19 protein-coding genes are annotated in these 23,004 nt (G+C 47.6%); 10 read left to right on the top strand and 9 right to left on the bottom strand.

All coding sequences use genetic code 11. From position 1 onward, the window contains the following. Positions 1–7: 7 nt before the first annotated feature. The 6 genes from E2I14_RS08595 to E2I14_RS08570 all read left to right on the top strand — a co-directional run bounded on the left by E2I14_RS08595 (position 8) and on the right by E2I14_RS08570 (position 5,628). Positions 8–1,276, top strand: coding sequence for an O-antigen translocase (locus tag E2I14_RS08595; protein ID WP_165967798.1), 1,269 nt, complete (start codon positions 8–10; stop codon positions 1,274–1,276). 12 nt (positions 1,277–1,288) lie between these two features. Continuing rightward, positions 1,289–2,203, top strand: coding sequence for a glycosyltransferase family 2 protein (locus E2I14_RS08590; protein ID WP_133327471.1), 915 nt, complete (start codon positions 1,289–1,291; stop codon positions 2,201–2,203). 76 nt (positions 2,204–2,279) lie between these two features. Next, positions 2,280–3,230 (top strand): NAD-dependent epimerase/dehydratase family protein, encoded by a 951-nt coding sequence (locus tag E2I14_RS08585; RefSeq protein ID WP_133327469.1) that lies wholly within the window; start codon positions 2,280–2,282, stop codon positions 3,228–3,230. Continuing rightward, positions 3,227–4,384 carry a glycosyltransferase family 4 protein gene (locus tag E2I14_RS08580; protein WP_133327467.1) on the top strand — a complete coding sequence of 386 codons (1,158 nt, stop codon included), beginning with the start codon at positions 3,227–3,229 and terminating at the stop codon, positions 4,382–4,384. The genes E2I14_RS08585 and E2I14_RS08580 overlap by 4 nt, the downstream gene beginning before the upstream one ends. Positions 4,385–4,451: 67 nt before the next feature. After that, positions 4,452–5,012 (top strand): sugar transferase, encoded by a 561-nt coding sequence (locus E2I14_RS08575; RefSeq protein ID WP_133327465.1) that lies wholly within the window; start codon positions 4,452–4,454, stop codon positions 5,010–5,012. Positions 5,013–5,037: 25 nt separating this feature from the next. Next, positions 5,038–5,628 (top strand): molybdopterin-dependent oxidoreductase, encoded by a 591-nt coding sequence (locus E2I14_RS08570; RefSeq protein ID WP_133327463.1) that lies wholly within the window; start codon positions 5,038–5,040, stop codon positions 5,626–5,628. Positions 5,629–5,639: 11 nt separating this feature from the next. Here the strand turns inward: E2I14_RS08570 and E2I14_RS08565 are convergent, their stop codons facing one another. Both E2I14_RS08565 and E2I14_RS08560 read right to left on the bottom strand, forming a co-directional pair. Continuing rightward, positions 5,640–6,491: a PA4780 family RIO1-like protein kinase gene (locus tag E2I14_RS08565; protein ID WP_133327461.1), complete on the bottom strand. Its 852-nt coding sequence runs from the start codon at positions 6,489–6,491 to the stop codon at positions 5,640–5,642. An 84-nt stretch (positions 6,492–6,575) separates the two neighbouring features. Then, complete coding sequence (locus E2I14_RS08560; RefSeq protein ID WP_165967797.1) at positions 6,576–6,953, bottom strand: hypothetical protein; 378 nt, start codon at positions 6,951–6,953, stop codon at positions 6,576–6,578. Positions 6,954–7,513: 560 nt separating this feature from the next. On the opposite strand from E2I14_RS08560, the gene E2I14_RS08555 reads away from it, so the two are divergent. Both E2I14_RS08555 and E2I14_RS08550 read left to right on the top strand, forming a co-directional pair. Next, positions 7,514–8,092 carry a YceI family protein gene (locus E2I14_RS08555; protein ID WP_133327457.1) on the top strand — a complete coding sequence of 193 codons (579 nt, stop codon included), beginning with the start codon at positions 7,514–7,516 and terminating at the stop codon, positions 8,090–8,092. Then, on the top strand, positions 8,085–8,315 hold the full coding sequence (locus E2I14_RS08550) for a TIGR02450 family Trp-rich protein (protein WP_227544671.1): 231 nt from the start codon (positions 8,085–8,087) through the stop codon (positions 8,313–8,315). Before E2I14_RS08555 ends, E2I14_RS08550 begins: the two co-directional genes overlap by 8 nt. Here E2I14_RS08550 and E2I14_RS08545 read toward each other — a convergent pair. The 7 genes from E2I14_RS08545 to E2I14_RS08515 form a co-directional block, all read right to left on the bottom strand. Then, positions 8,312–9,490: a family 16 glycosylhydrolase gene (locus E2I14_RS08545; protein ID WP_165967796.1), complete on the bottom strand. Its 1,179-nt coding sequence runs from the start codon at positions 9,488–9,490 to the stop codon at positions 8,312–8,314. The two genes, E2I14_RS08550 and E2I14_RS08545, sit on opposite strands and share 4 nt — an antisense overlap. A 33-nt stretch (positions 9,491–9,523) precedes the next feature. Then, positions 9,524–10,240 (bottom strand): DUF6445 family protein, encoded by a 717-nt coding sequence (locus E2I14_RS08540; RefSeq protein WP_133327453.1) that lies wholly within the window; start codon positions 10,238–10,240, stop codon positions 9,524–9,526. A gap of 72 nt (positions 10,241–10,312) precedes the next feature. Further along, complete coding sequence (locus E2I14_RS08535; protein ID WP_206105607.1) at positions 10,313–11,512, bottom strand: cation:proton antiporter; 1,200 nt, start codon at positions 11,510–11,512, stop codon at positions 10,313–10,315. A 62-nt stretch (positions 11,513–11,574) separates the two neighbouring features. Continuing rightward, the gene (locus E2I14_RS08530; protein ID WP_133327449.1) at positions 11,575–13,092 is read right to left on the bottom strand and encodes a tryptophan halogenase family protein; all 1,518 of its coding nucleotides are present in this window, start codon (positions 13,090–13,092) and stop codon (positions 11,575–11,577) included. 56 nt (positions 13,093–13,148) lie between these two features. Next, positions 13,149–14,165, bottom strand: a complete 1,017-nt coding sequence (locus E2I14_RS08525; protein WP_133327447.1) for a cupin-like domain-containing protein — start codon at positions 14,163–14,165, stop codon at positions 13,149–13,151. Continuing rightward, a complete protein-coding gene (locus E2I14_RS08520; protein WP_133327445.1) occupies positions 14,149–14,862 on the bottom strand; it encodes a SapC family protein in 714 nt (237 codons plus the stop codon). Before E2I14_RS08520 ends, E2I14_RS08525 begins: the two co-directional genes overlap by 17 nt. Positions 14,863–15,227: 365 nt before the next feature. Further along, the gene (locus tag E2I14_RS08515) at positions 15,228–18,227 is read right to left on the bottom strand and encodes a TonB-dependent receptor (RefSeq protein ID WP_133327443.1); all 3,000 of its coding nucleotides are present in this window, start codon (positions 18,225–18,227) and stop codon (positions 15,228–15,230) included. Positions 18,228–19,069: 842 nt separating this feature from the next. Here E2I14_RS08515 and E2I14_RS08510 point away from each other — a divergent pair. After that, positions 19,070–20,086, top strand: a complete 1,017-nt coding sequence (locus tag E2I14_RS08510; protein WP_133327441.1) for a LacI family DNA-binding transcriptional regulator — start codon at positions 19,070–19,072, stop codon at positions 20,084–20,086. Between the two features lie 592 nt (positions 20,087–20,678). Further along, positions 20,679–22,955, top strand: coding sequence for a beta-glucosidase family protein (locus E2I14_RS08505; protein ID WP_133327439.1), 2,277 nt, complete (start codon positions 20,679–20,681; stop codon positions 22,953–22,955). The last annotated feature ends 49 nt before the right edge of the window (positions 22,956–23,004 follow it).

Here is a 23,004-nt window from a genome sequence, read left to right as displayed (position 1 = left end):
GTCGTTAATGAACTGGTTAAAAGCCTCCACCTCAACAGCGACAGCGCAAGCTGCGCGTATGTTGAGTGGGCTGATTGTCATTAAGATGATTGCCGTTTCTCTCGGCACAGAAGGTTTTGGCCGACTCGGTCATTTTATGAGTTTGATTTCTGTGCTCAGCGTCCTAGCGGGCGGGGGAATATTGAACGGCATTGTCAAATATGTCGCCGAATATAAAGGCAGCCCATCACGCTTGAATACCTTTTTATCTTGTGCTGGCGCCTATTCCCTACTTTTTTCTGTTTTAGTTTGTTTGGTGCTCAGCCTGTTTGAGCGCCAGATTTCGTTGCTACTGTTCGATACTGATCAATATGGTTCTTTGATTGTTTTTTTGGCGTTTATTCAGTTCGCTTACGGTGTGGTGAGTTTTTGTAATGGGATTATCAACGGTCTAACTGAAACCGTAAAGTTCGCAAAAATTAGTATTGTGGGCACGGCGCTTGGTTTGCCGATTTCGTGTTTTTGTATTCTGCAATATGGATTCGTTGGTGCAGTAGTTGGGTTGGCGGTGATCAATGCCTGTTTGTTAATCCCCTCCTTGATCGCTGTCATGCGCTTGGATCTTTTGCAAAAAATTAAGCTACGTTTTAATCGCCTTGATTTTAAACATATTGCGCGGTTTAGCTCGATGCAAATGGTGTCTTTAGCGACTCTGCCCCTGGCAGAGATTTTTGTAAGAAGTCTAATTGCTCAATATTTTGGATGGCAAGAAACGGGTTTATGGCAAAGTTTGATGCGCTTGTCTGCTGTCTACATTGGATTTTTTACGATGTTTTTGGCGGCCTATTACATGCCTGTTTTATCAAGTATTACTGATCGCAGAAAAAGCTTTAATCACGTTGTGAAATATTTGCTTGGCGTGGGTGGAGCATTTATTGTGATTGCGGTGGTTGTCTATGTAATGCGCTATTACGTATTTCTGATTATTTTTTCGAAGGAATTTGTTATTCCTGCGAACTATGTTTTATACCAATTGATTGGCGATTTTTTTAAAATTTTGTCCTATGTGATTGGATTTTTGATCGTTGCTAAAGCAAAATCGACACTTTACATTTTGGGTGAATTTGTTCAAACGGGCTTGTATTTGGGATTGGCGTTGCTAGCGATTCGATCTGGACAGGTTGAAAACGTGTTTGTGATCTATGCTTTTTCTAATTTTTTATATTTTTTGGTTTGCTTAACTGGACTCACGGTCTATGGTCGACTTAGTCTTCGCATCCAACAAAAAACTGAATAATAAGGTGATGTTGTGGAACCAGAATTGACATTATCGGTGATTGTTTCTTGTTATAAGCAAGAGGCTTATATCGCCGATTGCTTGCACAGTATTCTCAATCAACAGGTTGATTTTGATTATGAAATTATCGTCTCCGATGACTGCTCGCCTGACAGTACGCCGCTAATAATCGAAGAAATCGCGTGTGCCCATCCTGAGAAATTCAAGCTATTCCTAAACAAAGTTAATGTTGGTGCAGCGAAGAATTATATGTCAGCGCATAAGCGTGCCAAGGGCAAATACGTTGCTCACATCGATGGCGATGACATTATGTTGCCCGGCAAATTGCAGGCTGAAGTAGACGTTATGGAGAATAATTCAGACTGCAATATTGTGTTTCACCGTTCCCGATATTTCAACGATGACAGAACGTATGAATCGGATACAGGCAAATTATTTTCCGCTCCGCTCGTAGTTATCTCGCCGCAGCAGTTGGCACGTTGGGGTACGATTGCCGCCCACGGTACCTATATGTATCGCCGCTCTGCGCGTAAAACGATCGAGTTCAAACAAGAGTTTATGGAGTGGTTTTTTGCTTTTGAATTCGTAGCTGATGGCGGTGTAGCAGCGTATATCAACACGATTTATTTGGATTACCGCTGTAATCCGTCGGGTAGCGCGTATTTGGCGAGCCGCGCGGGGCGCGCCAAGTCCTACGGCATTATCATCAAACATGTCAGCGACTATTTTGAGCAATACCCTCAATTCAGAGCTGATTTGTATGCACATCAGTTAGTCAATATTGCCATGTCGTTTAAAAATGACCATAAACTGAGTTGGAATTCATTTTCATTCCTCGCTAAAAATATCGCTTATTTTAGATTGAGTAAGTTTGTTGAAACGATCAAAGTACGTTCGATGGTTGGTCCCGCTGTGAAAATTCGCTAGCTATCTGAGTTGCAAAAGGGTGCTGAGATCTCTAGACTCCATTCGGGCACAATTTCATCTATAAATCTAACCAACTATGACTATCGGCATTTCGGGCTCGGCCGGATTTATCGGTGCAGTATTACTAAGAACGCTGCAAGCTAGCGGTGCTTCGCTTCGTCTATTGTCGAGGCATCCCAAGACCACAGATCAACACACTTACTTCGTAGCTGACTTAACGGATGCGTCTAGTGCACTCGATGGCGTATTTGAGGGGGTCGATGTTTTTTATCATTGTGCTGGACAACTATCGGATGAATCGACAATGCGGGCCTTGCATGTTGACGGAACGTTGCGTTTGCTCGATGAGTTAAGAGCGCATTTCCGGCGCAATCAAGCGCCGTTGCATTGGGTGCAGTTAAGTAGCGTAGGGGTGTACGGCGGCCTGTCGAATGCAACTAAGGCAGTGCAAATTACCGAATCTTCCCCCTTACAGCCGGTGGGTGAATATGAAGTCACCAAGGCCGAATCGGATCAATTGATCGTGCAGTTTGCCAGCACCGAGCCGTTGTTTTCTTACTCTATTTTGCGGCCATCCAATGTTATTGGGCCAACCATGAGCAATGGCTCGATTCGGGCATTAATCACAATGATTGAGAAAAAGTTATTTTTTTATATTGGCACTAGGGATGCAATTGCCACCTATGTTCACGTTGACGATGTGGTTGACGCCTTGATGTTGTGCGGAACCGATGAGCGCGCACGCGGACAGGTCTTTAATTTATCGAATGATTGTTCCTTTGCCGATATCGTCAACGCCGTGGCCACGCATGCAGGCGTAAAGCCGCCCACCCTATGTATTCCCGAATTACCGTTGCGTGCCTTAGTCGCGGTGCTCTCTTTAGTCATTAAGGTACCCTTAACCCAAGATAGAATTAACGCCTTAATTAACAAGGCTAGTTACCCAACGGATAAGCTCGATGCAGTTTTGGGATTTACTCCGCGTCGTTCTATTCCTAGCTCAATTCCAGTGATGTTCGACCGATGACAGCCCGCAAAAAAGTTTGCATCGTTGCTACGGTGCCATTTGCATTACGCGTATTTATGCTGGCGCATATTCAGATGCTTGCTGAAAAATACGATGTAACCTTAATCGCCAATCAAAGCGCAGCAGAGGGCGCATTAATTATCGGTGATCACATTCGCATCATTGATGTAAACATTGCGCGTCCGATTTCATTACGCAGCGATTTGAGTGCCTTGTGGCGGTTGTATAGGATTTTTAAAGTACACAAATTTGACGCCGTCCATTCGTTGATGCCAAAAGCTGGTTTGCTGGCAATGTTGGCGGCATTCGGATCTCGCGTGCCAAATCGCATCCACACTTTTACCGGACAGGTTTGGGCCAATAAGACTGGTTTGGGACGCCAGTTGTTGAAGATGTTGGATCGGTTGATTGCCGCATGTGCGACGAATTTACTGACCGATAGTTTTTCTCAAAGGCAGTTCTTGATCGACAATAAGATTGTCCCAAGCCATAAAATCCACGTCTTGGGAAATGGATCTGTCTGCGGTGTGGATATGCAGCGGTTTCGCCCTAATTCGGTCGCAAGGGGAGCTATTCGTGAACAATTAGCGATTCCGGAAGAGGCGATTGTTTTGCTATTTTTGGGGCGCTTGAATCCTGACAAAGGCATATTGGATTTGGCTCAAGCGTTCGCCCATTTATGGCTGCGCGTGCCGACCACCTATTTATTGTTAGTTGGTCCTGACGAAGCTGAAATGGATTGTGCAGTTCAAAAAATTCTAGCGCACAATGATGCCTTATCCAATTATCGTAGGGTGGGCTATACAGCCGAACCTGAAAATTATATGGCGAGTGCGGACATATTTTGTCTGCCTAGTTACCGCGAGGGTTTTGGTTCGGTCATCATTGAGGCCGCTGCAGTTGGCCTGCCGGCGGTGGCATCAAACATATATGGCGTGACCGATGCCATCGAAAACGGTGAAACTGGCTTGCTACATGAGGTGAAGGATGTCGTAGCAATTCAAGACGCGTTATTTAAAATTGTGACGGATAAAAAGCGCCGCTCGCAATTGGCAATGAAGGCACGCACAAGAGCTTCGGATTATTTTAGCCAGCCAATTATCGTCAACGAGATGCGGATGTTTTATCAGCGCATGTTCGCTAACGATAAATAAAACGCATGCAATGTTTCGAGATCGCTAATTGTGCTGATGGATGATTAAATTAAATGAAAAGATGACGATGAAACGCCTTTTTGATCTGCTTTTGGCTATAGCTGCCGGACTAATTTTGCTCATACCAATTCTATTGGTCGCGGTCTTTGTTAAGGCGACGTCTGCCGGGCCAGCCGTGTATTGGTCGAATCGCGTAGGGCGCAACAATAAAATTTTCCGCATGCCCAAGTTCAGAACCATGCAGATTAATACGCCTGCAGTAGCGACCCATTTGCTCACCAATCCAGATCAATATTTGACGCCAATTGGCTCGTTTTTACGTAAATCAAGTTTGGATGAATTGCCGCAGTTGTGGAGTATTTTGTGCGGTGATATGAGTTTTGTCGGGCCGCGTCCGGCTTTGTTTAATCAGGACGATTTGATTGAATTGCGTACCAACTACCAAGTGCATACCTTGGTACCGGGATTGACTGGTTGGGCGCAAATAAATGGGCGGGATGAATTACCGATTCCGCAAAAGGTGATGTTGGATGCGTACTATCTTGAACACCGCAGCTTTACTTTGGACATTAAGATTCTCTTTCTAACGTTTGTCAAAGTCATCCAACGCGATGGCGTGACTCATTGATTGTCGTGAATTGATTGGGGGCGAAATGAATAAACGTCGGTTCTTAACAAGTATTGCAGGCTTAGTTGCAGCGAGTCGGATCAATACCGCAGATGCCTTGAATAAGGCGCCCGAGGCTGGCCAGACTGTGCTCACGGTTGTTGGTGCGATAGATCATGTGAATCGGGAAAAACTTAATCCGGTTACTGATCAACTGATGCATAAATTTGCAATTGGGTTTGAGCGTGCACATACCTTTAGCTTAGCCGAATTGCTGACGTTGCCAGCGCAAACCATCAAACCAACTATGGAATACGATCAGCGCGCGCATCAATTAACTGGTCCGCGTTTGTTAGATGTGCTTGCCGCCGCTGGGGCGCAGTTGAGTGATACGACGCGGATTGTGTTTCATGGGATTGACGGCTATTCGCCTGAGGTGACATGGGCGCAAGCGAAGAAATATAACTATATCGTTGCCACGCATTTGGACGGCAAGCTGTTGGCGATCGGTGGATTTGGGCCTTTGTTTGCGATTTACGATGCGGATCGTATTGCTGAGTTGGCGGCTAAGCCCTTGAACCAGCGGTTTTTTGCTTGTCCTTGGGGTTTGTATTGTATTGAAGTGCTTAATAGCTGAAGCGTGGCAAATTAGCTTTGCTGCTCGAGTTGGCGTCGAATGCGATCTTCCTCTTCTAGGCGCGCAACTTCGATTTCATTGATCACTGCATCGACATCGACCGGCTCGGTTGGTGCTGGCACTTTGCCGGTGAGTGGGTAGTCGGGTGTTAGGGTTCCGGCTTCATATAAATTCCAGATTTCTTTGCCGTACTGACTGCCGATTAATTCTGGCGCGAAGGTGCCGAAGAAGTTAGCCAAATTGGTGACGTCGCGTTCCAACATGCTCGCTGCGACACTACTACCGGCGGCGTCGATCGCTTGCGGTAAATCGATAATCACCGGGCCTTGTTCATCGACCAAAATATTGTATTCGGACAGGTCGCCGTGGATGACGCCAGCGTTGAGCATCAATATCACTTCGCGCAACAGTTTGGCATGAAATTGAAGTGCTTTGTCGTGATCAAATTCGACATCGTTTAATCGCGGCGCGGCGTTGCCTTGTGCGTCGGTGACTAAATCCATTAACAACACGCCCTCAAAGCAGACATAGGGAGTTGGGACTGTGACGCCAGCGGCGGCGAGTCGATAGAGCGCATCGACTTCGGCATTTTGCCAAACTTCTTCCGCCATTTTTTTACCGAAGCGAGTTCCCTTTTCCATCGCGCGCGCTTGGCGACTATTTTTTACTCGCCGACCTTCTTGGTAAGCCACCGCTTGATGAAAGCTGCGTTGGTTGGCTTCTTTATAGACCTTGGCGCAGCGAATTTCATCACCGCAACGCACCACATATACCGTCGCTTCTTTACCGCTCATCAATTGGCGCATGACTTCGTCAATCAGACCTTCTTCGACCAAAGGTTGCAAGCGTGGTGGTGTTTTCATTGATGGCTAGGTGTTTGTGAGTTCAAGTGCAAGGAGTATAAATCAGTGCGCGTTCACAGGTTGAATTCATTTACCCCATAAAGTTCAGCTTGGCCAGTGCAAATAATAATGACAGTAGAACGCAGCGGCGCCGAGAGTAAGCCAAAACAAGGTCGAGATGCCGCCGACTTTTACATCGGTTGAAGACGGAATGCTCGAAAAAAGTCCGCATGCAATTAAATAACCAGCTGCGATCCAAACGAAATATTGCCCCGCAAAAAACAAGGGCAGCATCCAATGATGAAAGGCAAACCAAGCCACGCCAACCAGCAACAGCGGCGCATAGGCGACAGGCGCAGCATTGATAAAGTTAAGCCCACGGAACGATACCGAACCAAACTGCCAGCCGTTTTTTACCCGCTGAGGAATTAAGCTAAATGAGGTCGGCTTGGCGAACAAAATTAAGCCGACAAGAAAATGCATTAATTCGTGCAGCACCACTCCCGGAAATCCGAGCAGGGCGATATGCCAGATTCGCTGTTGCGCGGCTAAGAGAAGTGCGAGCCAAAAAATTATTAGAAGTATCGAGTAGGTCATTTACTGAAATTGGTTGAACGGTTTTGTTTTTATTTGTTTGATCTAACACGAAGAGCGCTGCAAATATAAATCTCACCTATTAGGCGAATAACATGGGTGTATTGCACTCAATCTGCCTCACACTATTTCGGCCGATTATTTTTAAAAAATAGATGCGCTGTCCGAGGTGCTGCAAGGGTTTCGATGAGCATAATCAGCGCTTGCGTAACGACGTTTGCGTATCGGCCAACAATCCCACCCTACAGGAACACGGCTACCTCTGATACTGAGCGTTTAAATTTATCCGCGCTGCTAAATAATTTCAGCGAGTGATGATCAACGCGAACAATTCATCCCAAGCGACTAGCCAATTTCCCCTCCCCAAGCCTAATCCAAAAAAGTGATACGATGCAACATCAACGCATTATCCCACCCCAAATAAATTACATTTTTTGTACGGAATCCCCATGTCAGCATTAAATGTAGCGAAATTACTATTATTAGCGGCGCTAGCCTGTGCCGGTTCGGCCAGCGCTGCCGAGCACTTCGCCATCGACCCGACGCATACTTTCAGTAGTTTTGAATACCAACATTGGGGCTTATCAGCCCAGCGCGGACGGTTCGATAAAAGTAGCGGCTTTATCGAGTTAGACCAAGATGCCAAGACCGGTCGGATTATGATTGAAATCGACGCTAACTCGGTCAGCACCGGTACAGAATTGTTCGACAAAATCATGCGTTCTTCGTCGTTTTTTGACGCGCAGCAGTTTCCCAAGATTGTGTTTAACTCCACCAAATTCATCTTCGATAACGATCAACTCGCGCAGATCGAAGGCAATTTGACCGTGAAAGACACCACTAAGCCGGTCACGATTGAGGTCACGCATTTCAATTGCCGCTTCATGCTGTTGTATTTGAAAAAGGCGTGCGGTGCGAACGGCTACACCAAAATTTTGCGTAGCGATTACAAGATGGATAGTTACACGCCGTTTGTCAGTGATGCGGTGACTTTGTATTTTAGTGTTGAGGGAATTAAGGATGATTAGGAAACTAAATCCGGCAAAATTGTTGCTCTCCAAGTGGACTGCGGTTAAGCCGATTGATAAGAACAAACACTTTCTAATCTCGAAAATTATTCGTCCCGACGATCCAAACGCGCCGTTGGAGCTGTTTGAAATTGAAGCGGTCTATTCCAAGAAGTCACACCAAATTCATTGGCGTGAACTTCAGGATGAAACTAAATGGCGGCAAGGCTGGATTTCCGATTAATTGGTATAGACCCGCACGTAATCAACCAGCATTTCGGCCGGGAATACGGTGCTGCTGTTGGGTGAGCCCGGCCAACTTCCACCCACCGCCAGATTCAATAAAATAAAACTCGCTTGTCCCGAATCAAACGGCCAAACAGCGCCAGCAGGCAAGGAAGAGGCCTGAATCGTCGCGTAAATATTGCTTGGACTATCGACATAAAACTGTACTTTTCCTTTACTCCAAATCATCCCGTAGGCATGCCAACCCGATGCGGAAAACGACGCAACGGAAGCGCCGTAATGGCTTGATATTCCCGATGAGCCGGAGGCGCCCGTCATGTGTACGGTGCCTGCAATCCAATCCGGTGTCGGTGCGTTAATGTGTTCCATCACGTCCATCTCGCCGCAGGCCGGCCAGCCAACTGTATTGATGTTGCCACCCAAAAGCCAAAACGCAGGCCATAAACCTTGGCCCTCGGGTAGTTTGATCATTGCTTCTACGCGACCGTAATTAATGCCGAGCAGACCTTCGGTTTTAATGCGTCCTGAGGTGTACACCCCGCTGCTAGGTTGCTGCGCGATGATGTGCAAATAGCCGTCGGTGGCACCCACATAAGTATTTGGGGTGCTATTGCAAGGAGAGGCTAGCGAGGCCCACGCGCAATAGACTTCAAGCTCGTTGTTGACGGTTTGAAAGCCGCCCGCTTTGGATTCAAATTGCCAAGTCGTTGGATTGGGCGCGGCGTTTAATCCGCTAGTATTGGTAAATTCATCGCTCCATACCAAGGTGCCCGCAGCAATCGCGCTGGTGAATTGATAGCTGGTTAGGCTGCTAGTTGTTGTGCCGCTGGCTGCGATCGCGTGGATTGTTTGTGGACTGGCTACCAACAATGGCGCGCTATAGATCAGTGAGCTACTTGTTGGCGTACTTCCATCAGTGCTGTAGTAAATCGCCGCGCCCGATGTTGTGCTGCTCATTGAAATAATCACGGCGCCGTTTTGCGCGGCAGTGGCGGTAATCGTTGGCGCGGCAATGGTTTGTGGAGTGGCTGGGGCATTAGGCGCACTCGGAGTGGTCGGTGCGGCTTGTGCACTACCGCCGCCACCGCCTCCGCAGGCACTGACTAAGCATAAACATTGGATGGCAAGGAAAACCGTGTACAACTTTGCGCGCTGCAGTTTCTGTATCAACATAATTTTCATCGGTTTAGTTTCATCTATTTGGGATTAGCCCAGCGCTTTGCGGCAGGTAAAGAAGCCATTAATCGTTAATCGACCTTGGGCAGGGTCGCGGCTGAGTAATTCGGGTTTGGTAATATGCCCAGAATGAAAAATCGAGCCGTCATAAAAAATCACCCGATTCCATTTAGCTTCGACGTTGCCAAGCAATTCAAAATACGGATTAGATTCGGTCATGTAATGCGGCTTCGTACCGAACAACTCTGTGGCTTCCTGTTCCGGCAATTCATCCCAAGCAGAAGGGTTGATGTACAACTGCTTAATCCGCGCTTGATCGATTTTGGGGGCATAAAAACTAGTGCCGCCTAGCTCCGGATTTTTAAATAAATACAGCACTGACGCAGCAAAGCAATGTTGCGGAGATTCATTGATTTGATCTTGATGGCAGATGCGTTGACTGCGCGCTAATTCATCGGGCGCGAGCGTGATCATGGATAGGCGGCTAAACATGCTGAGGCTGCGTCTTGCGCCAAGCAGCTTGCTAATATGTTGAATGAAGAAATCGTTGAGCCGAGATGAAAACGACTCCGGCATGCGCAATTCAAGCCCAGGAAATGCATTCTTCGGCGCGTTGGTGAACTTATCGCGCGCTTGACATGCTTCGGCCACTAACGCATCCGGATGCAGCAAAAAATCATCAATGATCACAATCGGCGTGTGACCCGCAATTGGGATGAGTTGAATCGTTGGTTTGGGATTAAACATGGTGGCCGAATGCATTCTATGAACGGGATTATTGGGTAAGTGGATGACGCTTTTACACAGTCATCCCCAACATTATTTTGCTTTGGAAATCAACGCCTGCATGCGTTGCAATTTTGGCGCAACCATAGGCACGGTCAACATCGTACTCGCAACAGCCATGAGCAATAACGCAGTAAAGGTTTCGTTGGTGATGATGTTTTTATCCAGCAAAATATTGACGAAAATAATCATAATTAAGGCTTTAGTTTGCAGCAGCCATCCGATAATGGACGCTTCGCCTTTTTCCCATTGCAGGATTTTTCCAGCAAGTTGAGTTCCAACTAGCTTGCCGCTGACCGAGGCGACTAACAATAATCCTGCCGCGATAAACACCGCCCAACCGCCAACTGCCCAATTGGTTTTTAAACCAGTACTCAAGAAGAAAACCGGCATAATTCCTAGCAAAACGTGGTTGCGTAGCAAGTCCATTTTTTCTTGGTTAAACCATTTCGCATCCATTACCGCGCCAGATAAAAATGCGCCCACCATAAAATGCAATCCCGCCCAATCGGCAGCAAAACCACAAGCTGCCAGCCAAATAAACATCACATACCACCGATCGCGTTCTTGCAGTCGAATCATGATTTTGCGGAATACATAGGCCGCGACGATGAAGGCTAACAAGAAGCCGACCTGCCGACCAACCCGCGTCCAATCCAATAGGATCAGCGCTAGCACGCCCCAAATCGCGATGTCATCCAAACTGGCATAACGCAAGATGCGCTGGCCTATCGGTTGGCGCAGGATGTCGAGCTTTTCCATGAACAAGATCAGGATGGGCAGGGCGGTGACAGCGCATGCCATGCCGATGCCAAGAATAAATTGCCATGTCATGCCTTTGGGACCGACCCAGCCGTCGTAAGTCAGCATTACTGCAGCGGCAGCGCAGCCGAATAGCAGCGGCGTGCCAAGCGCTAACGCGGCGGTGAGTGAGCCTTCCCGACGATATTCCCAGGCCTTGCTCAGGTCAAGCTCAACTCCAGCGATCATGACAAAAATCATGACCGCCCAAGAGGCGATGCCTGTTAATAATTGAATGACGTTTGGATTGAAAACAAACTGATAATAAGTAGGGAAAATTGCGCCGAGAATCCCGGGGCCGAGCAGAATTCCGGTAATGATTTGTACCACGACGAGCGGAGCGAAATACTCGGTTTTGCCCACGCGCCAAATTAAATAAGGAATCGTAAAAATTATCAGCATCGCCAATAAAAAAATCTCGGTGGTACTCATCGCAGCGTGCAAATTGATCTCCCTACTTTTTAATTTTATTTAGTCCACAACTTCTAAGGCGCTTATTTACGCATCTGGCCGTTAGCGTAACGTTTTACATAGTCTAAATGCGGCGGCAATTGCGCCACGGTTTTGCTGACGTTGGAGCGAATATTATTTAAGAAGCCGGACAACTCCGCATCACCCATTAAGTCGGCGGATTGATGGTGCTGTTGCGGCATGATGCCTTGACCGAGCATCACTTGTATCCACGAATTCTCTGCAAACAGCTCATTCGGAGCGCGGAACACGCGGCCGGTTTCGCGGAATAAATCGATTCGATGTTGCAGCGATGGCGGAATACTCATGCTGCTGCAATCACGCCAGAATTGGGTATCGCGCCGATTGGTGACGTGGTAATGCAAAATAATGAAGTCGCGAATGTGCTCCATTTCTTGATCGCTTTGGCGATTGAATTCGGCAACGTCGGTTGGGCTGATGCCGTTGGTCGGAAACATTTGCAGCAGGCGAATAACGTTGCGTTGAATGAGGTAAATGCTAGTCGATTCTAAGGGTTCTAAGAATCCACTCGATAAGCCCAGCGCGACGCAATTGCCGCGCCACGTTGCTTCGCGTTGACCGGGTTTAAAACGGATGATACGTGGCTGGGTGACTAGCGGGCCTTGAATATTGGCCAGCAAGGTTTTTTGCGCATCTTCGTCGTTAATGTATTTGGTGGAATACACCAAGCCATTGCCGACCCGATGTTGCAGTGGAATGCGCCATTGCCAACCGGCTTCGTGCGCGATAGAGCGGGTGTACGGAATCGCATCGGCGACCGATTCGGTTTGGACTGCAACCGCGCTGTCGCAGAACAGCCAGTTCGACCAATCTTGGTAACCAACCTTCATCGCGTCACCAATTAATAGCGCGCGAAATCCGGTGCAATCAATAAAAAAGTCTGCCTCTAAATTAACGCCCGAATCCAAGCGCAACGAAGTGATGTGGCCGGTTGCTGCATCCGTTTCGACCTTATTGATTTTGCCCTCCATGCGCTTAATGCCGAACGATTCGCTCATTTTTCGTAAATATTTGGCGTATAGCGTCGCGTCCAAATGGTAGGCGTAATTTAGTTTATTGTTCGGCAAATGCGCGAAGCGTCCGGCCATCGCGGCTTTTAATTCCAAGCAGTAATCACCAAAATCGCTGGCCAATTTGCGCTCGACACCTTTATGCCAAAAGTGTTGGAAACCTGCTGTCCAGTGATCGATGCCGGTGTGACCAAACGAGTGGAAATAATCTTGTTTTACATCGCGCCAGTTTTCAAAATTAATGCCGAGCTTGAAGGTCGCTTGCGTAGCGGCCATGAATTCTTGCTCGTTGAGCTCAATCAAATTATGAAACGCTAACATGGCTGGAATACTGGCCTCACCTACGCCCACGGTCATGATTTCATCCGACTCGATTAAGGTGATATCTAAAATTTTACCGAGCACTTTGCTGATCGCCGCAGCGACGCTCCAGCCAGCAGTGCCACCACCGGCGATGACGACGCGGCGGATTGGCTTAGTCGCGGCTGGCGAACTTGGTTGTTGAGTCATGTCTGGTCTCCGAGTGTTTTTGTATTTTTATGTTTTGTTGAACTGGCGCTTTATTTTTAGCGCTTCATTTTATTGAGTAAGTTTGCTCTTAACATGCGGGCTGAGTCATCATTAAAGGGAGCCAACATACCACGTGCCGATGGCGGAATATGTTGCACCTCGTCGCCATTACTTTCAAACACATAGTGGCGGAATAGTTCTTGCCAGGCCACACGCTGTTGCGGCGGTAAATCACGCATGGTCAGCAAGGCGTGCATCAATGTGTTGTAGGGCGTATCCATGTAACTCGGCGACTGACGCCACCAGTAATTGATGAGGATATTGAAACTATCCAAGGCTTCCACATGATGCCACCACATACTGGGAATAAATAACGCATCACCGGCTTCTAATTCAGCGACTTGCGCATGTTCTAGCGCGTGGGCGAACTTAGGAAATTTGTCGAAATCAGGTTGGGCAAAATCGACTAAACTCACGGCCTGTCCGGCAGGCGTTAAATCGAGCGGCCCGATATACAAATTGCTGAGTTGATCGGGTGGGAATAGGGTGAAGCAACGTCGTCCAGCGCCGATGCAGGCTACGTTATCGGGCAAGTCGAAATGCGCTGGAATACGGGTCCGATTGCCTATCCAAATATTGACTAGCGGATTCAACCCATCAATCGCAGCGAGATTGTTCTCGGCGCGAAAACCTGGCAAATAATTATCGATCGCTGAGGAGCCGACATAAATTGAACGTGGCTTAGCTTTGCTGCTTTCCTCGCGCAAGGCGTCTAAGATCATGTCTAAGCGAACGCGCGAGGAGGCGTAATTAAAGCCGCTGAAATCTTCATTATAAAAAAAACGGCCCTCGATTTCTGGCTCACCGTGCATGACGGTGAGGGTCGCATCATGGTAAAAGCGGCGCAGATACTCGTCAGCTTCGTGCTGCGAATTCTGCGCGGCTTTAACGATAGGCCACGAAGCAATCAAGCCGCGCAAAATCACTGGCTCGGTCGAGCCCAGGATGTCGTCGTTTAATTGCTCCGGGCGGATGCCTGTTATTTCGCGGATCGGTTTAAGCGCGCTCTGCATTCCGGCGGTTCTTTCTATAAACCAGCGAACCAAAATTACTCATCGACGCAATCACCATGTAAATCGACTGCAAATGGCCAGAGCGATTCATTGTCTCTAGTGTGCTGGCGCTTAAATTTTGTAGTGCCGATAATTTGATCGTGTAAAAACCATCGAGGCGGCTCTTTGATCCATCGTTGAGTTCAATATCGACCACAAACGATTCGAGTAAATCATGCTCGCGCAAGGTCTTGATAAACGTTTGCAAGTCATTCATACCTTGATGAATGGCAGATAGCAGTGAGTTAATGTTTTCTAAATAAGGAGTTGGGCCGCCGTGTTCCAAGAAAACTGGCTCACCTTCATCGGCGCTCTTGCTGACTTTTGGGCTATCTGAAAAGAAATGCACCATCAACTGATCATCGGATTGACCGATCAAAAACGGTTGACGTTGAATCATCACCGGAATATAGCTGGCATCCCAGCCATGCGCGCCTAAAAATAGGTTCTCATCGGGTGTAAGACCCAATATAGCGATGGCGTCGAAATTGTTTTCATCGAGTTCGCGGAACACGATAGGGTAGTGCGCTTGCAGGTTTTGAAACTCGGCTGGAAATGTATTGGTGAAACCGACATTGTCGCCATAGTCGGCGCCATGTTTGGTAATGATGCGTAAATTTTTGTGGTCAATGTTATTGAGTAAAGTAGCTTGAGGCATAGTAGGTCACCGTATATGTAATGAATATCAACTTATCGCTGGGGTTGTTGAACTTCCAGGGCGTTGGACAAGAGCGCTACTTAATGGGGATGCGCCGCCTTATTCGCGATAATGTTGTTTGTCTTTGTTAGATTAGTCCGATAAATTTGTTGCTTGGAAGTATCGGCACTATCGTACCCGACAGGTGTCCTGTACTGCAACCATGATTTGTTCGTGAAGTGTTGAGTAGGCATTGCAACAGCAGGGCTTGGTATAAAACAGGCCGTAGAGAGGAAATCTTCTCACGGCCTGTTTTAGTGGTTAGCGTTAGTTTGCACTATGCTAACCGGTTCCAGTTGCTGCTCTCGTTGTCGGTAAGCCGACGATTAGAATTTGTAGCGTGCACCGACGAGGTAACGAGTACCTGTTTGATAGACGTTTTCAACTTCTTGATCTGTACGGCCGACCTGTTTTTGGATCGCATTGTTCAAATTGACGATATCGAATTGGAAGCTCAAGTTTTTATTCACTGAGTAGCCAATGCTTGTATCAACCTGTCCATAAGCCTTGGTGTAGACCGGACCGTTGCCACCGCCAGGTTGAGTTGTTGAAGATAAGAACGTGTCGCGCCAGTTATATGCTAACCGGATTGACCAGTTTTGGTCTTCATAAATACCGACCAAGTTCGCAGAGTTACTCAAACCAACAATCGCAAACTGGGTTGATGCATCCAGATTGTTATTATTGTATTTGAGTGGGGAGTGAACATAGGTGTAGTTCGCCTGAACGCCAAAGCCAGTGCTAGCGAACATGTGTTGAACGTTGAATTCCAAACCGTTCAGATTAGCTGTCTTTTCGTTGACATAAGTGTCTGTTTGGAAGTTCAACAGCGGATCAGTCGGCAGTCCAGCGATCGTACCTGGAATAATGCCGGCGTTGTTAGCTGGGCCTGTAGCGGTAACACCCGGTTGACCGTTGTAGTTAGTCAGGATGTAGTTACGGATACAGTTAGTGTCTGCAACACCGCAACCGTGAGCCAATGCGGCATTGTAGTAAGCACCGCCAACTGGTGTGTGAAGACCATACAAGGATTGGTTAATCACCGCTTGGCCTGCGTAGTTATCCAAGACTTTGCGGAAGAAACCAGCGGATACCAAGCTTTGTTTGTCGTAATACCACTCAGCCGAGATATCCAAGTTTTTAGATGTAACCGGCTTCAACGCTGGATTGCCAACACTTGCTGTACCGTAGTAGGTGCTAGCGGTGCCGCCTAGTGACAAGCTTCCTTGCATCTGGTCATAACGAGCGCGACCGATCGTTTCACCTACACTGGCGCGGAGTTTCAGATCTTGACGTAGATCCCATTGTAAATTCACGTCTGGTAATACTTTACCGTAGGACGCATCGGTATTCGAGTAGTCTTGGCCACCTAAAGTCAGTGGTAATTCGTTTTGAGATACCCAAGTCACGCCAGTAGCTGGTTGTGCGAGCGCGGTTGCAGTTACTTTGGTGTGTTCGAAGCGCAAGCCAAAATTTGAATGGAAAGGAATCGTTGTATCCCAGTCTGTGCTGTATGAAGCGTAGGCTGACGATGTGTTTTCCTTAATCTGACTGTCCGATGTAGGCGTATTACTTGGTAAATAGCCACCACCAGCACTGATGTTGCCAGTTGCAGCCATGACTGCAGCAGTCTGAGCGCGTAACTGACCAAAATTCGGAACGTAGAATTGACCAAAAATACCCGGTGAATTATGACCCGGAATGTTGGAGAAGTAACCTGGCAAACTGAATGATTGATACAAGCTAGCAGGGAACGATCCGGCCGGGAAAGCGCAGTTACCCCAGCAGTTATTGTTCTGAACTTGCGAGAACGTATTGTGGTTGGTGTTATCAGTTTGACCGATGCCAAAGTTCAAATTTGAGCCTTCGTTTACGTGCCAGCTACCAGAAACCTGAGCTTGATTAACACTCGCTTTTTGCCAAGCATTTTGGAACCAAGAACCAGTTGCTTGCAGCGGCGCGGCAGCGAGGTTTACTGGCATGGACAGGATTGGCAAGGTTTGACCGTAAGTGACTGTCGAGAATGTGCGGCTAAAGCTCGCATTTGACATGTCGTTTCCGCTACCCCAAGGGCTATCAGCGCCGGACTCTGCTGTTGAATGATGCGCGTCAAAAGTGAATTTCAGTTTTGGCGAGTATTTCCAAACAGCGTTGAAACCAATGGATTCGTTTTTAGTTTTGGTCGCGTAGTCGCCATCTGCAGCCGACACGTCTTGCGGTGTAGTGTAGTTTTCGGTATAGGTGGTTGGAGTGACTACGCTGCCGCTTGGCCAAGTACTGACCGAAGTCGGTGACGCGCTAAACCATGCACTGACTTCAGTGTGTAACGTATGGATTTTGTGTTCAGAATATGTGAAGTCCAGCGTAGTGGTTAATTCGTTATTTGGTTTGAATTGAAACACCAGCTGATCATTTTGACGCGTACTTTGAACACTGTTTAGGCCGTAAGCAAAGTTTTGTGGGATCAGGTAAATCGAATTACCTGTTGGACCATTAGTTGTTGTTCCCAGAGCGTGGCCATCCGTTGTACTAGTTGCATTTGATGCTAGGAATGGACCTTGGAAACCGTTAGTTGAACCCGCTGTATTGAAGCCTGAATCGCGTTTTTGGTAGCTTGCGCTCAGAGAAACACCGAATCGACCATCTTCGCTCGTATTGCTATAGATGCCAGAAAAATCAGGTGTGATTTTGCCAAATTCCATTGGACCAGGCAGGTTTTGACCAGACTTGTCGTCGATCGCTTTGATATTGATGCTTGAGTGCATGCCCGGATTGTCGAACGGACGTGCAGTCACAACATTGATCGTTGCGCCAATGCCGCCAGCAGCGTTGTCCACGTTACCTGTTTTGTACACTTGCAATTGAGAAATAGCATCAGGTGACAGGTTAGAGAAATCAAACGAGCGGCCACCGCGGTCTCCCAAGTTGGTCGTTGGCATTTGGCGGCCATTTAACAATACCAAGTTATAGTCTGGACCCAAACCGCGCACTGTCACTGTTTGACCTTCGCCGTTGCTGCGATCGATCGATACGCCACTAATACGTTGTAACGATTCAGCTAAGTTTGTGTCTGGGAATTTACCCATGTCTTCGGCAACGATACCGTCCACGATACCGTCAGCGTCGCGCTTAAGATTCAATGTTGACTGCATACTGGCGCGTAAGCCCGTCACTACCACCGTTTGAGGCGCATCTGCGGAAGTGTCTGTTGCTGCTTGTTGCGCCGATGCTTGGCCCACAATTGCGGCACAAGCGCCTGCTACGGCCATGCTCATTAAACGTAATTTAGTTTTTGGGTATGGCAAGGTCTTTGATTGTTGATGCATGTTTGTCTCCGATTTTTTTATGGTTTGATCTGTATTGCTGTTGGTGTCATGCTTGATTTGTACTTACTTTTGTACCTTCGATTATCGAAATTTAGCTGCAAGATACTCCTTTCAGTTATGCAAAAATAAACTGCAGTGGATGCACCGCAAAGTTAAAAAATAAAGGCCCAAAAATTCAACAATGCTTCGAGTGAATTTCTTGTTAGCGCTTACCAGCCCGATTTGTGAAGCCAATGCCTTAAATTTGAAAACGTTTTCATTTTTTCATGGAAACGGTTCCAATTTGGTTGAAACAGATCAGATATTGGGATTATTTGTGTAGAGTGTCAAACGAAAATTTATTGAAATTGGGGAAAATTGTTGTTTTGTAGCAAATTAGCATCTCAGTTATTGTTTTTCTGAAAAGTAATTATTTTTTTGCTCACGGTTAATGAAATAAATGTTTCTTGGATTTCCGAAAAGTTTCAGTGACTGATACTATTCACGCTAATTTTTTAAGCGAAAAGCAAAGTTGTCGTCGCTGTTTTAGCTTCGGTGGGACACAAATTTTGGGCTAAAGTAGGCCCGTTAGTCGATAAACCCATCCGCATAATGAGGCCAGCAATGATGAAGGTAGCTGCATACTTCACTTCGCTCGCAAGCCCTCGTAAGCGCGAAAAAAGTCTAGGCGAGATGGATTGTTTGCTACGGTGATCATTTACAGTGCGCAACGCATCGAGAAGCGCACCAATAAAAGTACCAAAATGTACTGAAATTATGGTTTGCACAGGGTGTATTGACGCGCATCTGAACCCTTGTTTTAATCAACTTGTTGATCAACTTTTTTGTTGAAATGGATAGACGTGGCAACGATTAAAGATGTAGCTCGCTTGGCGGGCGTTGGACTTGGCACCGCTTCGCGTGTGGTCAATGGTAGCGGCGCTGTGTCAGCGGCGACCATGGCCAAAGTGCAGCGCGCAATTGATGAATTAAAATTTCGTCCATCGCAATTAGCGCGTTCGATGATCTCCGGTAATTCGCTGATGATAGGCGTCTATATTCCGGTACTGACGGGCACTTTTTATACCCCAATTTTGCAGTCGATTGATAATGGTTTGCGCGCCGCCGGAATACATATGGTGGTTGGTTTTGGTAACGGACAAGGCGACGAGCGCAAGCAAGAATTGGAAGCGCTGGATTTCCTATTTCAACGTGGTTGCGACGGCATCATCGCCATGAGCAATTCCTTGATGCCGGAAGATTTAGCAATCTATGGCGACCGCCAATCCAAGATCGTTTTATTGAATCACTTTCTGCGACCAATTTCGGAGCAATGTTTTACCGTGGATCACGCGCTAGGCGGCGCCTTGGCCGCGCGGGCATTGATTGAATATGGACACACTGAAATTGCCGTGATCGCTGGCCCGACAAAATTTGCCGACAGTGCAGAGCGCATGAAAGGCTTCTTCGACGAGCTCAAGCTCTTGGGCATTGCAAAGCGCAAAGTCCAAATTATTGAGAGCGATTTTTCGCCCGAAGGCGGTTGGATTTCTGCCGGAAAATTGATCAATAAGGGGCAACCCTTTACTGCGCTATTTTGTGCTAACGACGAGATGGCCGTGGGCGCCTTGTCCTACTTTAAAAAGCACGGAATTTTGGTGCCAGAACAAATTTCCGTCATCAGCTACGACAATACTTCCAACGCCGAATACTCAGCGCCGCGCTTAACGTCGGTCGATATTCCTTGGGGTGAAATCACGCAAAGCGCCGTGCAATGTGTGTTAAATCTCTGCTATGGCTCGACTTTACCTGTGGCGCGCGAGTTTCCGATTACCTTGCATTACCGCGATTCATTAATTCGGCACGTGGATAAAAAGTAGTTGTCACGTTGGTCGCTGGACAATCGTTAATATTCGACCTTGGTCGCAGTTTTATAGGTTATAACTTGGCTTAAATCCGGCTTTAGTTGCCGAGCAAGACGCAGTGAACTTTGTCTAGTCCGATTCATTTCACTTTTACGCGAACTAAGATTGACATTATTTATTTTTTAGTAATTCAATGGCGCGATTTAGCTCGATGAGCAAGGCGTAATTCGCCCCCTGATTTGTCGTGCGTGAGGCGATATTTAACGATCAAAAGTCCCAAATCTGGAATTCCTTAAATTTTCGTTTGACATCAACATTAAATGCTAGTTAGTATCCGTAAATCTGAATTGGAAACGTTTCTATGTTTGTGAAAACGTTTTCGAAATAGTGTGACATACGGATAAAAAAGAGCGCAAAACCAGCAAAACATGGGACGTTGGTGAAGATAGTCACCCACGCTTAGCGATTCCCCTTAGGTAAACGCTCTTGGCAACAAGGCAAAACAGCGCAGCGTGTTATTGCTTGATTTAAGATGTGCCCAAAAAACAGCAAGAATACTTGAATTAATCAAGAACTTGAGACAATCAACTAACTGAGTATCAATCCCATGCGAAAAACTAATTTCACTCTGTTGGCATCTGCGTGCGCCTTGGTGTGCGCGATGTCGTCCGCTCCTGCCTGTGCTCAAACCGCGCCGCAGGCCGCAACTGTCGTCACCGGCGAATGGAACAACACCGCGCTAAGTCCCGACAAGCGCAGCGAGTTGCTGCTAGCGCAAATGACGCAGCAAGAAAAATTGACGCTGGTATTTGGTCATTTTGGTGCGGATTGGGTCGCCAAAGGATTAAAAAAACATCCGGGCGCGCGTCCTAACTCAGCGGGCTTTGTTGACGGCGTGCCGCGTTTAGGCATTCCAGCGCAATACGAAACTGATGCGGGTTTGGGTGTAGCCACCCAAGGCAGCGGTAAAAATAATCCCCGTCGCGCCACTTCTTTGCCCTCCGGTTTAGCGACTGCGGCGACGTGGAATAAAGAATTGGCATTTCAAGGCGGAGCCATGATAGGTTCAGAAGCACGCGCGTTCGGCTTTAACGTCATGCTCGCTGGTGGCGTCAATTTATTAAGAGAGCCACGCAATGGCCGTAACTTTGAATACGGCGGTGAAGATCCGCTGTTAGCCGGTACCATCGTCGCCCAGCAAATCAAAGGGATTGAATCCAATCACATCATCTCGACCATGAAGCATTACGCAATGAACGATCAAGAAACCGGTCGCTTTGTGCTCGATGCGCGGATTGATGATGCCAGTGCGCGCGCGTCGGATTTGTTGGCGATGCAATTCGTGATCGAACAAGCCAATCCCGGTTCGATAATGTGCTCCTACAATCGCGTCAACAGCGTGTATGCGTGTGAAAACAACTATCTGCTCAATGAAGTGCTTAAGAAAGATTGGGGCTACAAAGGTTATGTGATGTCGGACTGGGGCGCGGTGCATAGCACTGTGGCTTCTGCCAATCATGGTTTGGATCAAGAATCGGGTTGGGAATTGGATGTGACGCCGTATTTCTCGGGCGCGTTGAGAGAAGCTGTTGAAAATGGCGCTGTGCCGCAAGCGCGTTTAGACGACATGGTGAAACGTATTTTGTGCTCGATGTTTGCCAAAGGTGTGATCGATCACCCAGTCACCGAAGGTGGCACGATTGATTTTGCAGCGCATGCTTTAGTAACTCGCGCCGATGCGGAAGAAGCGACTGTTCTGCTCAAAAACGACAAGAACCTGTTACCCATTGCTGACAGCGCACGCAAGATTGTGGTGATTGGCGCGCATTCTGATGTGGGCGTGTTATCTGGCGGTGGTTCGTCGCAGGTGTACCCAATTGGCGGCAACGCTGTGCCGGGCGCAGAGCCGACCGATTGGCCGGGCCCTAAGCACTACTTCCCATCGTCTCCACTGCAACACATTCGTGCTTTAGCGCCAAAAGCTGAGGTGACTTATAACGACGGTAGCGATCCTAAAGCCGCCGCCGCAGCAGCAGCGGGTGCGGATGTGGTGATCGTGTTCGCAACGCAATGGGTGGCAGAATCTTTGGATGCAGTGAATCTATCTTTGCCTGACGGACAAGATGCCTTGATTTCTGCGGTGGCAGCAGCCAATCCATCAACGGTCGTGGTACTAGAAACAGGCGGTCCGGTGACCATGCCGTGGGTAAATCAAGTTGGCTCAGTTTTAGAGGCCTGGTATCCAGGTACGAGCGGCGGCGAAGCGATTGCGCGGATTTTGTTTGGTGTTGTGAATCCGTCAGGCCATTTGCCGACGACTTTCCCAGTATCTGAAAATCAATTACCGCGCCCAGTATTGGATGGCGATCCTAAGCACGAAGAAAAACGTTTTAGTGTCAATTATCTGGAAGGCGCAGCGGTTGGCTATAAGTGGTTTGATTTGAAAAAATTCAAACCGCTATTTCCCTTCGGGCATGGCTTGTCCTATACCCAATTCGCTTATTCGAATCTAAGCAGCGAATTTAAAGACGGCAAATTACACGTCCATTTCAACGTCGCCAATACCGGTAAAGTCAGCGGTAAAGATGTTCCGCAAGTCTATGTCCAAGACGGCAAAGGTCAGTGGGAAGCGCCAAAACGTTTGGGCGGTTGGGATAAAGTCGAACTCAACCCAGGCCAAAGCAAGCAAGTTAGTTTGCAAGTCGATCCGCGCTTGTTGGCCAAGTTTGATAGCAAAACCAAGCAATGGCATATCAGGGCAGGAACCTATAAAGTCGTGTTAGCTGAACATGCGGGTGAAGTTACTAATAAAGCCAAGCTGCACAGCATTAATGTGACCTTGCCTGAGCAAACGTTGGATGTGCGCGGCCAAGCTAAAAAATAGTTCGCCAGTTATCGGTAGGGGCACCCCTAGTGGGTGCCCTAGTCGTGTG

It is taken from the genome of Sapientia aquatica, from assembly GCF_004358105.1.
GTDB lineage: Bacteria > Pseudomonadota > Gammaproteobacteria > Burkholderiales > Burkholderiaceae_D > Solimicrobium > Solimicrobium aquaticum.
Note: the sequence above shows the minus strand (reverse complement) of the source record. Positions and strands in the feature narration are given on the sequence as shown.

Bases quoted from the DNA above. Each gene is read 5' to 3' on its own strand.
- E2I14_RS08555 (WP_133327457.1), top strand. From the start codon at position 7,514: ATGTCAGCATTAAATGTAGCGAAATTACTATTATTAGCGGCGCTAGCC.
- E2I14_RS08575 (WP_133327465.1), top strand. From the start codon at position 4,452: ATGAAACGCCTTTTTGATCTGCTTTTGGCTATAGCTGCCGGACTAATT.
- E2I14_RS08550 (WP_227544671.1), top strand. From the start codon at position 8,085: ATGATTAGGAAACTAAATCCGGCAAAATTGTTGCTCTCCAAGTGGACT.
- E2I14_RS08570 (WP_133327463.1), top strand. From the start codon at position 5,038: ATGAATAAACGTCGGTTCTTAACAAGTATTGCAGGCTTAGTTGCAGCG.
- E2I14_RS08560 (WP_165967797.1), bottom strand. From the start codon at position 6,953: ATGCATTTTCTTGTCGGCTTAATTTTGTTCGCCAAGCCGACCTCATTT.
- E2I14_RS08585 (WP_133327469.1), top strand. From the start codon at position 2,280: ATGACTATCGGCATTTCGGGCTCGGCCGGATTTATCGGTGCAGTATTA.
- E2I14_RS08515 (WP_133327443.1), bottom strand. From the start codon at position 18,227: ATGCATCAACAATCAAAGACCTTGCCATACCCAAAAACTAAATTACGT.
- E2I14_RS08540 (WP_133327453.1), bottom strand. From the start codon at position 10,240: ATGTTTAATCCCAAACCAACGATTCAACTCATCCCAATTGCGGGTCAC.
- E2I14_RS08505 (WP_133327439.1), top strand. From the start codon at position 20,679: ATGCGAAAAACTAATTTCACTCTGTTGGCATCTGCGTGCGCCTTGGTG.
- E2I14_RS08565 (WP_133327461.1), bottom strand. From the start codon at position 6,491: ATGAAAACACCACCACGCTTGCAACCTTTGGTCGAAGAAGGTCTGATT.
- E2I14_RS08520 (WP_133327445.1), bottom strand. From the start codon at position 14,862: ATGCCTCAAGCTACTTTACTCAATAACATTGACCACAAAAATTTACGC.
- E2I14_RS08595 (WP_165967798.1), top strand. From the start codon at position 8: ATGAACTGGTTAAAAGCCTCCACCTCAACAGCGACAGCGCAAGCTGCG.
- E2I14_RS08545 (WP_165967796.1), bottom strand. From the start codon at position 9,490: ATGTTGATACAGAAACTGCAGCGCGCAAAGTTGTACACGGTTTTCCTT.
- E2I14_RS08525 (WP_133327447.1), bottom strand. From the start codon at position 14,165: ATGCAGAGCGCGCTTAAACCGATCCGCGAAATAACAGGCATCCGCCCG.
- E2I14_RS08580 (WP_133327467.1), top strand. From the start codon at position 3,227: ATGACAGCCCGCAAAAAAGTTTGCATCGTTGCTACGGTGCCATTTGCA.
- E2I14_RS08535 (WP_206105607.1), bottom strand. From the start codon at position 11,512: ATGAGTACCACCGAGATTTTTTTATTGGCGATGCTGATAATTTTTACG.
- E2I14_RS08530 (WP_133327449.1), bottom strand. From the start codon at position 13,092: ATGACTCAACAACCAAGTTCGCCAGCCGCGACTAAGCCAATCCGCCGC.